The sequence below is a fragment of the Paraburkholderia sediminicola genome (genome assembly GCF_046026855.1).
Classification (GTDB): Bacteria; Pseudomonadota; Gammaproteobacteria; order Burkholderiales; family Burkholderiaceae; genus Paraburkholderia; species Paraburkholderia sediminicola_A.
The window spans coordinates 124,319-139,505 of record NZ_JAQQET010000010.1; the positions used below are offsets into that span (position 1 = coordinate 124,319).

At 62.1% G+C, this 15,187-nt stretch carries 14 protein-coding genes; 1 reads left to right on the forward strand and 13 read right to left on the reverse strand.

Translation table 11 applies throughout. The features are described 5' to 3' along the window. Positions 1-60 precede the first annotated feature (60 nt). The 13 genes from PQR40_RS13410 to PQR40_RS13470 all read right to left on the reverse strand — a co-directional run bounded on the left by PQR40_RS13410 (position 61) and on the right by PQR40_RS13470 (position 13,897). Complete coding sequence (locus PQR40_RS13410) at positions 61-1,485, reverse strand: FAD-binding oxidoreductase (protein WP_408229344.1); 1,425 nt, start codon at positions 1,483-1,485, stop codon at positions 61-63. Between the two features lie 5 nt (positions 1,486-1,490). Then, on the reverse strand, positions 1,491-2,834 hold the full coding sequence (locus PQR40_RS13415; RefSeq protein ID WP_408509157.1) for an MFS transporter: 1,344 nt from the start codon (positions 2,832-2,834) through the stop codon (positions 1,491-1,493). Positions 2,835-2,920: 86 nt separating this feature from the next. After that, positions 2,921-3,667, reverse strand: coding sequence for an HpcH/HpaI aldolase family protein (locus tag PQR40_RS13420; protein ID WP_408509158.1), 747 nt, complete (start codon positions 3,665-3,667; stop codon positions 2,921-2,923). A 68-nt stretch (positions 3,668-3,735) separates the two neighbouring features. Next, entirely contained in the window at positions 3,736-4,437 is a 702-nt protein-coding gene (locus PQR40_RS13425) for a GntR family transcriptional regulator (protein ID WP_408229353.1), read from the reverse strand. Positions 4,438-4,520: 83 nt separating this feature from the next. Then, positions 4,521-4,706 (reverse strand): hypothetical protein, encoded by a 186-nt coding sequence (locus tag PQR40_RS13430; RefSeq protein WP_408336165.1) that lies wholly within the window; start codon positions 4,704-4,706, stop codon positions 4,521-4,523. Between the two features lie 11 nt (positions 4,707-4,717). Next, positions 4,718-5,815, reverse strand: coding sequence for an LLM class flavin-dependent oxidoreductase (locus tag PQR40_RS13435; protein ID WP_408509159.1), 1,098 nt, complete (start codon positions 5,813-5,815; stop codon positions 4,718-4,720). Beyond that, positions 5,812-6,048 (reverse strand): hypothetical protein, encoded by a 237-nt coding sequence (locus PQR40_RS13440; RefSeq protein ID WP_408509160.1) that lies wholly within the window; start codon positions 6,046-6,048, stop codon positions 5,812-5,814. Before PQR40_RS13440 ends, PQR40_RS13435 begins: the two co-directional genes overlap by 4 nt. 14 nt (positions 6,049-6,062) lie before the next feature. Next, positions 6,063-7,481, reverse strand: coding sequence for an amino acid permease (locus PQR40_RS13445; RefSeq protein WP_408229365.1), 1,419 nt, complete (start codon positions 7,479-7,481; stop codon positions 6,063-6,065). 61 nt (positions 7,482-7,542) lie between these two features. Beyond that, positions 7,543-8,685, reverse strand: coding sequence for an aminotransferase class V-fold PLP-dependent enzyme (locus PQR40_RS13450; protein ID WP_408509161.1), 1,143 nt, complete (start codon positions 8,683-8,685; stop codon positions 7,543-7,545). A 56-nt stretch (positions 8,686-8,741) separates the two neighbouring features. Next, complete coding sequence (locus PQR40_RS13455) at positions 8,742-9,830, reverse strand: porin (RefSeq protein WP_408336150.1); 1,089 nt, start codon at positions 9,828-9,830, stop codon at positions 8,742-8,744. A 109-nt stretch (positions 9,831-9,939) separates the two neighbouring features. Then, positions 9,940-11,328, reverse strand: a complete 1,389-nt coding sequence (locus PQR40_RS13460; protein WP_408509162.1) for an MFS transporter — start codon at positions 11,326-11,328, stop codon at positions 9,940-9,942. A gap of 81 nt (positions 11,329-11,409) precedes the next feature. Further along, positions 11,410-12,594 carry an acetylornithine deacetylase gene (gene argE / locus PQR40_RS13465; protein ID WP_408509163.1) on the reverse strand — a complete coding sequence of 395 codons (1,185 nt, stop codon included), beginning with the start codon at positions 12,592-12,594 and terminating at the stop codon, positions 11,410-11,412. Between the two features lie 100 nt (positions 12,595-12,694). Then, positions 12,695-13,897, reverse strand: coding sequence for a pyridoxal phosphate-dependent aminotransferase (locus PQR40_RS13470; RefSeq protein WP_408509164.1), 1,203 nt, complete (start codon positions 13,895-13,897; stop codon positions 12,695-12,697). A 599-nt stretch (positions 13,898-14,496) separates the two neighbouring features. Here PQR40_RS13470 and PQR40_RS13475 point away from each other — a divergent pair. Further along, positions 14,497-15,054: a sugar O-acetyltransferase gene (locus PQR40_RS13475; protein WP_408229383.1), complete on the forward strand. Its 558-nt coding sequence runs from the start codon at positions 14,497-14,499 to the stop codon at positions 15,052-15,054. The last annotated feature ends 133 nt before the right edge of the window (positions 15,055-15,187 follow it).

The following is a 15,187-nucleotide window of genomic DNA, read 5'->3' on the forward strand; positions in this document are numbered from 1 at the left end:
GCACACATGCTGGCCTGCTGCGAGCCGTTGCCCCGTTCATATTGCGTCGTTCGGTACCGCTCAGTCCGGTTTGAACAGTTTGTGCGGATTCAGAATGTTGCAGGGGTCGAGCGCGGCCTTGATGACGCGCATCGATCTGACATGCTCAGGCTTGCGCGTATGGCCGAGTACGTCACGCTTCTTCAGCCCGATCCCGTGCTCGGCGGACACCGAACCGTTGTATTCGCGTGTGAGGTCATAGACGAGCGTTTCGATTTCCCGTGCCGTTTCCTTCGAGATATCCGGACGATGCACGACCACGTGCAGATTGCCGTCACCGAGGTGGCCGTAGACCAGCGCGACGCAGTCCGGCCAGCGCGTTTTCAGCGCCGCCTCGCAACGCTGCGCGACCTCGCCGATCTGTGCGATCGAGAAGCTGATATCGAACGCCACCATACCGGGAATCAGCTTGGGGTACTCGCCCGGTGCGTCGCGGATCGCCCAGAACGCCAGCGCATCGCGCTCGTTCGACGCAATCGCGGCGTTGGCCACAGTGCCGTCTTCGAGCAGACGCGCAAGAACGTTCTCGAAGTCCTCCGCATGCCGCGCTGCGTCGCCCCCCGTGCTTTCGAGCAGCACGTAGAATGCGTGACGCTCCTCCAGTGGCGCGCGCAGCGCGGGCAACCTGTCGAGCACGAAATCGTAGTAGCCTGGCCACATCACTTCGAAGGCCGATACACCGGCCGGCAGTTCCGCCTGGGCCACCGTCAGCAACCGCGTCACCGCTGCGTAGTCGGCGAGTCCGCACCACGCCGTTGCCACCGAACGCGGACGGGGCCGCAAGCGCAGCACTGCCCGGGTCATCACGGCAAGCGTCCCTTCGCTGCCGATCAGCAGGTTTTTGATGTCGTAGCCGCTGTTGTTCTTGATCATCGGCTGCAACTCGCCGATCACGGCGCCGTCGGCACACACTGCTTCGACGGCGAGCACCTGGTCGCGCATCATCCCGTAGCGGATCACGCGATTGCCGCCCGCGTTCGTCGCCAGATTGCCGCCGATCGTACAACTGCCTCGCGCACCGAGATCCAGCGGGAAGAACCATCCCGCCGCCAGCGCAGCCTCCTGGACGGTTTGCAGCAGCGTGCCGGTCTGAACCGTCATCGTGCCCGACACGGTATCGAGCGACTCGATCGTGTTCATGCGTTCGAGACTCAGCGCCACTTCCCCGCCGCACAGACAGGCGCCGCCCGCCAGCCCGGTCAGCCCCCCCTGGGTGACGACGGGTTGCCGGTGCCGCTGGCAGATCGCCATCGCACGCGCTACTTCGGCGGTGCTGCGTGGACGGATCAGCGCACGGGGCAGCGCGCTCGGCACACCGCTCCAGTCCGCGAAACTGCGGCTGCCGAATGCGTCTGGCAGCGTCACGACATCGGCGCCAAGCTGCGCGATCAATTCGCTAATGACGTCAACTGGCGATGCCGCGTCTTCATGGGTAGGCTGGGTCATGATCGTCAGGCGTGTCCGGTGGGAGGCTGAGGTTGAGCCGACTCGCGAGGGTCGTCGCGCAGCACGGCGAGCAGGACCGCGCCAAGCAGGGTGACGGCGGCGAACAACACCATCGCGAGGTTCATCGAACCCGTGGTCTGCTTGATCCAGCCGACGATATAGGGCGAAAAGAATCCCGGCAGATTGCCGAGCGAGGTGATCATCGCGATCGCCGCCGCGGCCGCCGAGCCGCGAAACAGTGTGGTCGGCAAATTCCAGAACACCGGCAACGAGGCCATCAAACCGAACATCGCCAGAGTCAGCACGAGCATCGACAGTACGACGTTGTGCAGCACGAGCGGACTCAACGCCCACGCGAACGCGGCGAGCACGGCGAGTACGATCAGCACAGGCCGCGTGTTGCGATGACGGTCCACGTAACTGGCGATCCGCATCATCGCGAGTACGGCGATGGACCACGGTATGGCGGTCAACAACCCGATCTGCAACGGGTTATCGACACCCGCCGATTTGACGATAGTCGGTAACCAGAATACAAAACCGAAGAACGACATACCGTAGCAGCCGTAGATCGCGCTGAGCAGCCAGACGCGCGGCGAACGGAACACGTCGGCGAGCCGCGAATCCGCCGCACCGGTTTGCTCAGCGGCGAGTGCTTCGCTGAGGGCGAGCTTCTCCTCGGCGCTCAGCCATTTCGCCTGCTGTGGTGTGGCGTCGAGATAGAAGAGCGAAGCAACGCCGAGTGCGACTGCGGGCACGCCCTCGATCAGAAACAGCCACTGCCAGCCATGCAAACCGAGCCATCCCGGCAGACTGTGCAGAATCAACCCCGACGCAGGACCGACGAGGAGCCCCGCCACCGCGATCGCGGTCATGAAGATCGCGGTCATCCGCGTGCGATAGCGCGTGGTAAACCACTGCGTCAGATAGAAAATGATGCCTGGAAAGAACCCTGCTTCCGCCACACCGAGCAGGAAACGCATGATGTAGAACTGCGTGGGCGTGGTGACGAACAGTGTGGCGGCCGACAGCAGTCCCCACGAAATCATGATGCGCCCGATCCATCGATGCGCGCCGAAACGCTTGAGCATCATGTTGCTCGGCACTTCGAACAGCACATAGCCCGCGAAGAAGATGCCCGCGCCGAGGCCGTACACCGTTTCCGAAAAGCCCAGGTCCTGCAGCATGTCGAGTTTGGCAAAGCTCACGTTCATCCGGTCGATCTGCGCGATCAGATAGCAGGAGAACAGAAATGGCATCAGGCGCCACGCGATCCTGGCGAACAGCGCCTGCTCGACTCCGTACTCGAGCGTCGGCGCGGACGCGAGAGCAGTGCTGCGTGCAGTCATCGTGACTCCAGACCAAAGGATGGACGTGTTCAGGCCGCAGCGCACGCATGACGCGTCGCCGCAAATCCCTACCACTGTCTGCTTCGTTACACGGTGCGGGTCTTCAAAGCGGCGCGCGCATCGACCACACCGCGTCTGACCAGCTCGATATCGTTCGCTACCACCGCCAGCGCGTAGCCGGCTTCGAGCCGCATGGCGGCATCCGCGGCGCTGGACGTAAAAATGCCGCACGGCAGGCCGCTTTCCAGCGCGGCCCGTCGGACCTGTTCACAATCGCGTTCAATGTCGGCAGGCAGGGTCGCGCCGCGCGACATGGCGAGGTCTCCCGTGCCGATAAATATGTAGTCCACGCCCTTCGTCCGCGCAATCGCGCTTGCATGTTCGACACCCGCGACGGTTTCGATCATCACGCCGACCGCCACTTCACGGTTGGCTTCGAGCAGTGTCTCGACGCCACGCAGCAGGGGACGCACACCGCCCGCGGAGCGGGTACCCTCCGGCGGATAGCGGCTCGCCGACGCGGCATCCGCCGCGGCGCGCCCGCTTTCGATCAAGGGAATCAGGACCGAATGCGCGCCGGAATCGAGCGCCTGTGCGATCGAAGTCGGCGAGTCGTCGGCGCAGCGCACGATGACGCGCGTACTGTTGCGCACGATCCCCACCGCCGCTTCAAGCGATGCACGGTCCCACAAGCCGTGCTGCATGTCGATCACGATTGCACCTGGCCGCGCCTGTGCGGCGATTTCCGCGATTGCCGGACTGCCTAGCGCAAGCCAGATGAGGTCGATCGGTTGTTTGTCATGCAGCATCGAAAGAATCGGGGTGTCGTGCACACTGTCTCCTGCTTTGGTTCTGAAGTTCGGCGCCAGCGGCACCTTTAGCTTTGAAGTGTTACCTGCGGTCATTCGTCCGCTTTTTCACCGTTGAGCAATGCGAAATACTGTTGTTCGGCGTTCAGCATGAATTCGAGCATCGCCACCTTGATCAGCTTCGGGTCGCGTTCGACAAACGCTTCGAGCAACGCCCGCATGCCGTCGATTACGATCTTCTGCGTTGAACGGTTGTTGAGCGTGCCGAGGCGGACCTGCTGCGCGTGATCGACGAAGCGCAGGATGGTGAAACGCAGGCGCGCGTTCTGGACTGCCTCGAGCCACGTGGCACGAAACTCGACGTTGGCCGAAATCATCTGGTCGACGTCCTGCTTGTCGTACGCGCGGCGCGCCTTCTGATACGCCTTCTTGAGCTCGGCTTCCTGCTTGTCCGTCAGCACCGCCGCCGCGCTTGCCGCCGCAGCCGGTTCGAGCAGCCGGCGCACTTCGAAAATCTCGTGAATGTCGTCGCTTGTGATGGTCGGCACCACAAAGCCACGCGTTGTACCGACCAGATAGCCTTCGTTCGCGAGCCGCAACAGCGCCTGACGAACCGGCATGCGGGTGCAGTCGAATTCCGCGGCGATTTCGTAGTCGAGCACGCGCTCTTCAGTACCGATCTCGCCACGTTGCAGGCGTCCGCGCACTTCCTGATAAATGCTTTCGCTTAGCGTGGTCGGCTTGAGTGCGGTTCGCCGCGGAAGTTTGACAACCTTGTCGTCGGACTGGGCCACAATGATTCCTTTTTCTAATTTACGAATTCTGAATTCAGATTATGGTGAAGGGACGCGTTAGTCAAGCAGTAGATGCGTTACCTTCAGCTTGTGCGGCGGGGAGCGGATGAAATTCCCCGTCGCGATAGACAAGTGACGCCCAGCGGTATGCCGTGCGTACTGCGTGCGGCCACCACGCACACACCGGAGGCGAGACGGCGCATTCCGCCGCGAAACGCTTCGGCGAGCGGCAGGTCGGTGGAAAGGAACGCTTCGGAGGTCGGGTTCATCTTTCGTATCCTCAATCGACGCGCAGGCCGGCTTCACGCATCAATGGCACGACGCGCTCGCAGAAGAACGGCAGTTCTTCGACATAATTCACAAACGAGAGCGCCGCACCGGCAAAGCCGGCCTGATGCATCTGCACCAGCGTATCGACAATCTGTTGCGGCGTGCCGACCAGCGGGAAGGTGCCCGTGCCCGCGGCGAAGCGCTGCCGGTACAGGCGATAGGCTGCGTCGTCGTGGCTCTGACTAAAGCCTTTCTTCTGGCGCATGTGGTAATCGAGCGCGGCTTCGTCCGCGTGATCGCGCGAATAATGGTCGTAATAGGCGCGCGCTTCCGCTTCGGTTTCGCGGCACACCACGTGCCCTACCGTGTAGACCAGAACGTCGCGTTGCACCGCGTGCGCGCGCTGACGGATATCGTCGATGTGCTGACGCCCCGCGTCGAGTTCGGAGAACGTCGTGAACAGACAATCGCAATGCCGTGCGGCGAAATCGCGCCCCGGCGCTCCGAACGCTGCATTCATCGTCACCGGACGCGGCGTCTGCACCGCTACAGGTCGTGAAATGGCCTCCTTCAGTTGATAGAAGCGGCCATCGAAATCGAACGGTTCCGCCGACGTATAGAGCCGCTGAAGGATCTCCGTCCATTCGGCGGCCTGCGCGTAGCCTTCGGGATTCAGTTGCATGCCGAACATCGCGAATTCGTCGGGATTCCAGCCGCAGACGATGTTCAGCCCGGCACGCCCATGGCTGATGTGATCGACGGTCGCCAGCGCTTTGGCCGCATACAGCGGATGCACGAGCGGAACGTGAACCGTCATGAACAGCGCGATCCGTTGTGTCACCGCGGCCAGCGCGGCAGCAAACGTGAAGGTTTCGAACGACCACTGGCGCACGTCCGTCGCGCCGCCGAAACCTCGCCAGCGGGCGATCGGCAGGAAGAAGTCGAGCCCGCCCTGGTCAGCGATTTGCGCCGCGCGCTGCACGTCGTCCCAGCCAGCGCGCCAGCGTTCGGGAACAGTCGTAAAACTTAAGCCACCGTCGGCATTGGCTGAGAAAACACCCACCTTGAAGGGGTTGGATCCGCGCATCGGATTGGTAATCAGGCTCACGTTGTCTCCCTGTCTTTGACCGGCTGTAACGGCAACTGGAGCGACCGGCTTGTCATCGGATAGTGGGTGCTGTTGCCACTCAGCGACGGTGCATGCAGCGAATGTTCACGTAGCGCGTGCCGCACCGGCGAATGCAGCGCGCGGGTCAACGCGGCGCGGTCATCGAATACGACCTTGTTGCGCTGCGCGGCCTGTGCGCGTAGATAATGCAAAGCGCTCGTCCAGTACTGCATGTACGGTATCCGGCTCAAGTCGAGACGGCGGAAAGCCCGGCAAGCCGCTTGCGGAACAGGAAGTACACAAGCGACACCAGCAGCAGCCACGGCACGCCGACGATCCACGAGATGTTCCAGAAGCTGGTATCGAGCCCCATCGTGATCAGGATGGCAGCCAGCAAGCCAATGCCGAGAATCTGCGCATACGGAAAGAACGGCATGCGCACCGGCAGCTTGCGGCCGCGCCACGCGCGCCGGAACTGCAAGTGCGTCACGAGGATGACGATCCACACCATGATCCCGCCGAACAACGCGATGCCGAACAGATAGTTGTACGCCAGCGGACTCAGGAACGAGATGAGCGCGGCCACCAGTACACCGAGTCCGGAAACCAGCGTCGCGGCGAGCGGCGTGCCTCTTGCCGTCAGCTTCCCCAGCCAGCGGGGTGCGAAACCGCCACGGGCCAGCGAGAACATCATCCGCGACGACAGGTACAGGTTCGTGTTCATGCTGGACAGCGCCGCGGTGACGACGACAAAGTTCATCAGCCCGGCGGCATGGCGCACACCCGCGTGTTCGAACAACCTGACGAACGGGCTTTGCTGAACGATCTTCGCGCCGGCTTCCGTCCACGGCAGATAGGTAATCATGATGCCGAGCGCGAGGAGATAGAACAGCGTGAGACGCAGCACCATCGAACGCAATGCGTGCGGGATTGCCTTCTGCGGATCGCGTGCCTCGCCCGATGTCACCGCGACCACTTCAACGCCGTAGAACGAGAAGATTGCCATCAGTACGCCCATCCAGACGCCGCTGAAACCATGCGGCATGAAGCCGCCCGGCAGCCCGGTCAGGTTATGCATCCCCACCGGCTCCGTATGCACGCCCGCCCCGAACATTCCCAGGCCGCCAAAACCAAAAATCGCCGCAAGACCGAACACGATGAACGCGATGATCGCGACGACCTTGATCAGCGCGAACCAGTACTCGAACGAACCGAAGTTGTTCACCGAGCGGCAGTTCACGTACACCAACACCGCGCCGAAGGCGAGCGACCACCACCACACCGGTATGCCGGGAAACCAGAAGCCCATGTAGATGCCGACCGCGAGCGCCTCGCCGCCCACCGCGACGACTTCGATCACCCAGTACGTGTAACGCACGACGAACCCGGCCCACGGGTTCAGATACATCTCGGCATAGGTGCCGAACGATCCCGCCGACGGATGGGCAACAGCCATTTCGGCGAGACTGAACACCATGATGACCGCTACCAGCGCGGCAATGGCATAGCTGATCAGCACAGCGGGGCCGGCATACCCGATGGCAATACCGCTGCCCATGAAGAGCCCGGTGCCGATCGCACCGCCAATGCCGATCATGGTGATCTGCCGCTGGCTCAGCGCTTTTTCGAGGCCGGCTTCCCGGTTTGTTGCGGGTGTGACTTCCATCTGAAGACTCCCAATAACTGGTGCAAAACGCGTGCAGAGCGCGTCGACAGGAACGCGCGGATCAGTCAGGCAAAAGTGCGGCGAGCCGGCTCGCGATCGAATCGTGCGTCAGCACACCCGGCGAAAAGCGCATCACGCGGCCTCGCGTATCGACCACAACGCCGCTCTCGACGAGACTGGCTTCCAGTGCTTGCGGGTCGATATGCGCGGGCAGTGTCGCCATCACGCTGCCGCCGCGTGCCGCGTCGGCGCGTGGCGAATGCAACGCGTAACCCTTGGCGTCGAGCACGTCGATCACGGCGCGGCACAGGCGCAGGTTGCGCTCGCGCAGTCCATCGGCCGCGCTGGACAGGCGCCACGCAAGACCCGGCGCGGACGCCACGAACGGCAGGAATGACGGCGTGCCGGTATCGAACCGGCGGGCTTCCGCCGCCAGCGAAAAGCGTGCGATATCCCAATTGAACGGATCCGGTTGACTGAACCAGCCGGTCATCTGCGGTGCGAGACCACTGTCGAGCAACGCGGGACACACATAACCGAGGCCGGTACCAGGCGCTCCGCACAACCATTTCAGCGTGGTTGTCGCGACGAAATCGACCGCCGGCCTGATCACGTCGAAATCGAGAATGCCCGCGCCTTGCGTGATATCGACGGCGATCAGGCTGCCCTGCTTGCGGCCGTGTGCAACGAGCCGGTCAAGATCCGCGCGCTTTGACGCGGTCGACGTGACCCACGTGATGATGGCGAGTGCGACATCGTCACGCCATGCATCAATGAACGCGTCGTCCGTGACCCACGAGGCACCGCTTGCAAGCGGCACGGTTTCGAGCGTGAACCCGAACGTGCCGGCCAGGCCCGACAGCAGGAAATGCAGACTCGGAAAGCAATCGGCGGCGATCAGCACCTTGCGGCCTGTCAACCGCGTGCCGAGCGCCGCGACAAACTTCCCGAATGCCTCGGTGACGTTTTCAGCGGCAAACACGTTGCGCGTATCGGCGTTGACAAGGCGTGCCCAGTCGTCGAGCACGCGTTGCCGTGCGGCGAGCCCTTCGTCCCAGCGCTTGAGACCGGGTGCGCACCAGCTCGAGGCGAACTGCGCCAGCGCGTCGCGCACCGCCGTTTCCTGACCGGGAAACAGACCGACCGAGTGGTACATGAGCCAGCCGTCGTGACTACCCGGCGATTGATTTGCATTCGATTGCATGAGTGAGTACGTGTGTGTGATGTGTCGCGGTAGAGGTCTGAGCGCCGTGGAGTCGCTCAGAACTTGTGGCGCATACCGAGGCGCAGCAACACCTGATTGCCGTTCGACGATGCAGGAATGCTGATAATTGCAGCGGTTGCGGATTCGCCGGTCGCGTGCATGATGATCGACTGCACGTACACGTCGGTGCGCTTCGACAGCAAATAATCGAAGGTCAGATTCAACTGGTGATACCTGTTCGCACCCAGGGTGGTGAGCCCATAGCCGATGCCGTAGATCTGCGCGACGTTATGCGTGTAATTGAAACCGCCCTGGTAATTGCGGAACATCGCGGAGGGCAGTCCGTTCGCCGACTCGTACTGCGCCTGCGAATACACGCCATAGACCGTCACCTGCGAGAACTGATAGTCCGCGCCCGCGCCCCAGGTCCTCAGCTTGCTGCCGCCGACGTTGACCGGCGTCGCCGATCCCACCAGCGGCGAGATATCGAGCGTGGTGCCGCTGATCTCCGTATAGGCCGCGCCCGCGCTGAAGTTGCCGCGCGCATAGACACCCGTGAAACTGTAGGTCCGCCCATTGCCGTTGATGTTGCCGGCAAGGTTGGAGAAGCCGTACATCGCCCCTAACTTGAAGCCGGCGAGATCGGGCGACATGTACTTGACTGAGTTGTCGACGCGCTGTCCGCTCATCCGGTCGTTATCGAGCGGATTGTTCGCGTAGCCGCCCGCCGACCATGTCGGCGTGTAGTAGGTCTCCAGTGTGTCGCACATGAAGTCGTACTGATGCCCAGCGGTCAGCACGCCCCAGCGGTCGCCGGACAATCCAACCCACGCCTGGCGGCCGAACAGCGCACCGCCCTGCCCCAGTTTGCCGTTCTGCAACTGGTAGCCGTTCTCGAGGTCGAAGATGGCCTTCATGCCCCCGCCCAGGTCTTCAACGCCTTTGAAGCCGAGGCGGTTACCCTGCATGACGCCGGTGTCGAGAAACGGCACGGAGTGGCCGCCCTCGTTGCTGGCCCATGTGATCCCGGCATCGAGGATGCCGTACAGCGTGACTGTGCTTTGCGCGTGTGCGGCCATCGACATGCCGGCACAGCAGCCGGCGAAGAGCGTAGAGGCAGCAATATTTTTAGGCGTCGGTTTCATCGATCGCGATCAGGTTAGGGGTGAGACGAATGCGTCAGGCGAATTGAAGGAGACGCGCAACATCACCGCGTCGGCGGGCGAACCGGTTGCTTTTTCAAAACGAAACGTCTTACTGCGTCCTGCTGTGATCCGTGACCTGACGCGAGCCGCCTGCGTCCGGGTTAAAGCGTGGCGCCTGCTCGTCCGCGAGGCGACGCGGCGTAGGCAGAAGCAACACGATGAGGCTGCCCGCCACCGCGCAGGCGGCCACACCAAGCATCGATACCGCCGTGTTGCCGGTGAGGTCCTGCGCCAGCCCCATCAGATAGGGGCCAAACAGACCGCCGAGTGCCGCGAGCGCATTCATCAGCGCGAAGCCGGCGGCCGCGGCGCGGTCTTTCATGAAGTTCGAGGCGAGTGCCCACACCAGCGGCGTCGCACCAATGAAGGCCGCGGTGGCGAGCACGATGCCCGCGATCGAGAAGAACGGCCGGCCGGCGAATATCACGCTGAAAACGAGTCCCACCGCGCCGACGATGCAGGCGCCGGCGATATGCCAGCGTCGTTCGCCAAAGCGATCGGAACTGCGTCCAAGCAAAAGCATCGCCACGCCGGAGGCGAGATAGGGAATCGCGGAAATCAGGCCGATGGTCCGATAATGCACAAAGCCGGCGGCCTTGATAATCGTCGGCGTCCAGAACACCACCGCATAGATACCGAGATTCAATGCGATGAGCACGGAGCCGAGCAGCCAGACCTTGCTTTCGCCGAATGCGTCCCGAATGCGGGCACGCTGATGTGTACCGCTGCGATCCGCTTCGACGATCGTGAGGAGGCGCTCCCGTTCGGCTTCGCTCAACCATTTCGCCTTGCGCGGCGAATCCGCGAGTCCGAGAAATACCGCGGCTCCGACGATCAGCGCGGGAATCCCTTGCAGGAGGAACAACCATTGCCAGTTACGCAGCGAGCCGACGTCGGTGAACACATCCATCATCCAGCCCGACAGCGGACCGACGACCACACCTCCGGCCGCCGCCGCCGTGATCAACAGCGAGATCACGCGGCCGTGCCGGTGTTTCGGATACCACTGGGTCAGGTAATAGACCACCCCAGGCAGAAATCCCGCCTCGGCCGCGCCCAGTAGAAATCGCATCGTGTAGAACGCCGCCGGTGTCTTCACGAACAGCGTCAGCATCGAAATCACGCCCCACGTGACCATGATTCGTGCAATCCATACGCGGGCACCCACGCGGTACAGGATCAGATTGCTCGGCACCTCGAACAGCAGGAAACCGACGAAAAACACGCCCGATCCGAAGCCGTAGACCGCCGCGCTGAAATGCAGATCGTCGAGCATCTGCAGCTTCGCGAAGCCGATGTTGACGCGATCGATATACGCGACGATGTAGCTGATGAAGAGAATCGGCATCAACCGCCACGTCACCTTGCGAAACAGATCGGCGTCGCGTGCGGTTTCAATCGTGTCGGGCATCGGCAGTGAAGAATGGGCGGTTGGCATGAATGCTTGTCGTGTGGCGCGAAATGGAACGACTCAGGGAACGACGGCGTCAAGGCGAAAACGAAGGTATCGCGACGGCTTTCAGACCAGGCTCACCCGCTCGATCAGGCGGCCGATGAAACGCTCGCACTGGTAAAGCTGATCGAGTGACACGTATTCGTCGGCCTTGTGCGCCTGATCGATCGAACCCGGTCCGCACACGATTCCCGGCACTCCCGCGTTCTGAAAAAACGACGCTTCGGTGCCGTAGGCCACCTTGCCGCCGCGACCGTTCGCGTCACCGAGGAGCGCCATGGCAAGACGGTGAATCTCATCCGATTCGCTCGCGTCGAGCGCGGGAATATTGCCGACGCATTCGAAAGAAACCTCGGCCAAGCCGTTGCGGGCACGCATTCTGGGCAGCACGGCAGCGTCGACATACTGTTTGAGCGCGTCGATGAAACGGTCCGGCGAGACACCCGGCAGGAAGCGGTACTCAAAGTAAAACTCGCAGTCGGCGGGAATGATGTTGCGGCCGTTACCGCCTTCGATCGTGTTGGTCGAGATGGTCGAGAACGGCACGTCGAAACCCTCGACGCGCTCGCCGTGCGCCTCTTCTTCGTCCGCGAGATCCTGGATGCGCGAGATGATCCGCGACGCGTATTCGATCGCGTTCAACCCCTTCGGCGTCAGCGACGAATGCGCCGCACAGCCCCGCACGTGGCAACGGTAGATGCGCCCGCCCTTGTGGGCGGCGATCACGCGCATGTCCGTCGGTTCGCCGACGATGCAGCCCGACGGCGTCAGTCCCGCGTCTTTCATCGCCGCGATCAGACCGGGCACGCCGAGACAACCCACTTCCTCGTCATAGCTCAGCGCGACGTGCAGCGGCTCGCGCAGCTTTGCTGCGCCAAGGCGCTGGGCCTGCGCCAGCACGACACCGATAAACGCTTTCATGTCGCACGCGCCGCGGCCATACACGCGGCCATCGCGAATCTGTGCCGTGAACGGGTCGCTGGTCCACGCCTGACCATCCACCGGTACAACATCCGTGTGACCCGACAGCACAACGCCGCCCGGCCCATTGCCGAAGGTGGCGAACAGATTCGCTTTCGAACGCTCAACGTTGTAGTCGTAGCGCAGCGTCGCGCCGGCCGACTCGAGGCGGTTGGCAGCCCATTCGATCAACACGAGATTGGAATTGCGGCTTGTGGTGTCGAAACCGATCAGCTGACTCAGGCAATCGAGCGTCGCTTGCGATGGTCGGACGTTGGCAGTGTCTGTCATCTGGAATCCCCGATACGGTCAAACTGCATGCGTGTTGCACCCTCGCGGGCGGATGGCGCCTGCGATCGATGCGAGTCAGAGGGAAAAGCGGCGAGAACCGCTAACCGGTCTGTATGACGGGTTGGGCGACGCGTGCGATGAACGGCGCGAGACGGTCCATGGCTTCGCTCAGGCTGGCATCGCTGCGCGCATAGCAAAGCCGGATCTGCTGCGCCGATTCAGCGCCAAAAGCAATGCCGGGTGCGAGGCCGACGCCGGCTTCGAGCACCGCCCGCTTGCAGAATTCGAGCGTGTCCGTTACGCCTTCGATCTCGAACATCAAATAGAACGATGCGAGATTAGGCACGACCCGCACGCCGGGCATCCGGGCGAAACGGTCGAGCACGATCTGACGTCCGCGCCTGCACCGCTCGACGAACGACTTCACGAACGGCTCGCCCTCGGTCAGCGCGAGTGCGGCGGCTTCCTGCGTGAAGACCTGGCCGCCGCTCGTATTGAACTGGATCAGTTTCTCGAAGTCCGCCGTCATGCTTTCGGGGAAAATCATCCAACCCATGCGCCAGCCCGTCATCGCCCAGGCCTTTGAAAAGCTGTTGACGACAAAGACGGGGTCGTCGGCTTGCGCGATTTCAACCATTGAAGGCGCGTAGGCACGGTCGTAGACAATGCGCTGATAGACCTCGTCGGCGATCAGTGCAATGCCGCGCTGCCGCGCAAAGTCGAGCAGGCGCTGCTGCTCCTCGCGCTCCATCATCCAACCGGTCGGATTGCCGGGCGACGCGAAATAAACGGCACGGGTACGGCCGTCGCAGGCCGCAAACACCTGTTCCAGATCGAGCGACCAACCGCTTTCGTCGTGGCCGAGAGGCACTTCGCGCACCTCACCGCCGAGGATCGAAATCGCACGCAAGATGTTCGGCCACGAGGGTGTGATGCAAACGACGTTATCGCCTGCGCCGACAATCGCCTGCGCGACCAGCATCACCGCATTCATACCCGACGATGTCGCGGAAATGCGGGCGTCATCGATCCCGACGCCGCACAGACGCGCGTAATAGTCACGAATGGCCTGGCGCAGCGGGGGAATGCCGCGGTTTTGCGAGTAGAACGTCTTGCCTTGCGCAAGCGCGGCACTGGCGGCCTCGCAAATGAACGCGGGAGTCGGCAAGTCGCTCTCCCCGGCCCACAAGCCGATCACGTCCGGGCGGTCGATCCCGAGCCGCCACACGTCGATGATGGGTGAATCCTCAAGCGCTGAGATCGTCGGCTTCACGATGCGCGCAGCCTGCAATGCGTCTGGCACGGCTAGTCCTTTCCAGTTTGACGGGGTGATCCTCCATGAGATCACCCGCCGGGATTTCGAACTAAATTCAACATTCTGAATTCAGATTATTTGCACATAATTTAGGTGTCAAGCTTTTCCCGGCTAGGGGTCTGCACGGATACGCGGCCATCAGCGGGCCGGAAGGCCGATGGGGCACGACTTTCGGGGGGATAGCGGCGCTTGCCGATGCCTGAACGCGGAGGGATTTTGGATGAGTTCAGTGAATCGATGCGACGCATCGAATTCCGCTACGAAGAGCACGGCCGGCCGGACTGTGCGGCGGCAAGAAGTTGGTCAGCGCTGCGGCGAAGAAAGAGAAAGAGACCGCCGCGCTCGCTGCGTGCGGTAGCACCGCCCTAACAAAATACGCCCTGGAGAACAACCATGTCGAACACTCAGAAGCTCATCGCCGTTGTAGGCGCAACCGGCCCTTGGATCATCGCGTCGAAGCCGCCCCGCAGCACCCTCGGTATCGGCGTCACATAAGGCTGGAATTTCCCCGCCATTTTTGTGACTATACTCAGCGCTCGCACGGCCGTCATGCGCCGCACGCTCGCGCAACCGGAGGAAAATAGAGAATGGCGAATGACGATCGCACCAGGACAATTTATAGCAGGACGCCGGAATCGGCGGCCATGTTGGCAAACGTCAAACGAGCGATGGCGATCACCGCCACACTTAACCGTTTGACGTTCAACGATGCGGCCGAAATTCGTATCCTGTTCAGCGAACTGATCGGTAAAGAGGTAGATGAGAGCTTTTTATTGATCCCTCCGTTTTATACGGCCGGTGGGGACGAAATCCGTGTCGGACATAATGTCTTCGTCAATCAGAACTGCACGTTCTATGACCTTGGCGGCCTCGACATCGCAGACGATGTGATGATCGGGCCGAACGTGAGCATCATCACGACGGGCCATCCCCTCGATCCCTCGCAGCGACGCGCCGCCACAATCGGAAAGCCGATCGTGATTGAGAAAGGCGTGTGGATCGCGACGGGCGCGACCATCATCGGTGGCGTAACAGTAGGCGAGAATTCGGTCGTCGCGGCAGGGTCGGTAGTCACTAGGGACGTTCCCCCGAATACGCTTGTCGGAGGGAATCCGGCGCGGGTCATTCGTTCGATTGCTGACTAAGGGAATGTCCGCAAGAGGTCCATTCCGGTGCTAAAAAGCGGATTAAGCACGCATCCGCTACATCGAAGGCCGGCGGTAACATCAGAACTGCTTTTCAAACTTGCCGAACTCGCAGGCAGAATGGGGATAGTCG

Coding starts and splice junctions, on each gene's coding strand:
- PQR40_RS13410 (WP_408229344.1), bottom strand. CDS start 1,485: ATGACCCAGCCTACCCATGAAGACGCGGCATCGCCAGTTGACGTCATT.
- PQR40_RS13415 (WP_408509157.1), bottom strand. CDS start 2,834: ATGACTGCACGCAGCACTGCTCTCGCGTCCGCGCCGACGCTCGAGTAC.
- PQR40_RS13430 (WP_408336165.1), bottom strand. CDS start 4,706: ATGAACCCGACCTCCGAAGCGTTCCTTTCCACCGACCTGCCGCTCGCC.
- PQR40_RS13440 (WP_408509160.1), bottom strand. CDS start 6,048: ATGCAGTACTGGACGAGCGCTTTGCATTATCTACGCGCACAGGCCGCG.
- PQR40_RS13445 (WP_408229365.1), bottom strand. CDS start 7,481: ATGGAAGTCACACCCGCAACAAACCGGGAAGCCGGCCTCGAAAAAGCG.
- PQR40_RS13450 (WP_408509161.1), bottom strand. CDS start 8,685: ATGCAATCGAATGCAAATCAATCGCCGGGTAGTCACGACGGCTGGCTC.
- PQR40_RS13455 (WP_408336150.1), bottom strand. CDS start 9,830: ATGAAACCGACGCCTAAAAATATTGCTGCCTCTACGCTCTTCGCCGGC.
- PQR40_RS13460 (WP_408509162.1), bottom strand. CDS start 11,328: ATGCCAACCGCCCATTCTTCACTGCCGATGCCCGACACGATTGAAACC.
- argE (WP_408509163.1), bottom strand. CDS start 12,594: ATGACAGACACTGCCAACGTCCGACCATCGCAAGCGACGCTCGATTGC.
- PQR40_RS13475 (WP_408229383.1), top strand. CDS start 14,497: ATGGCGAATGACGATCGCACCAGGACAATTTATAGCAGGACGCCGGAA.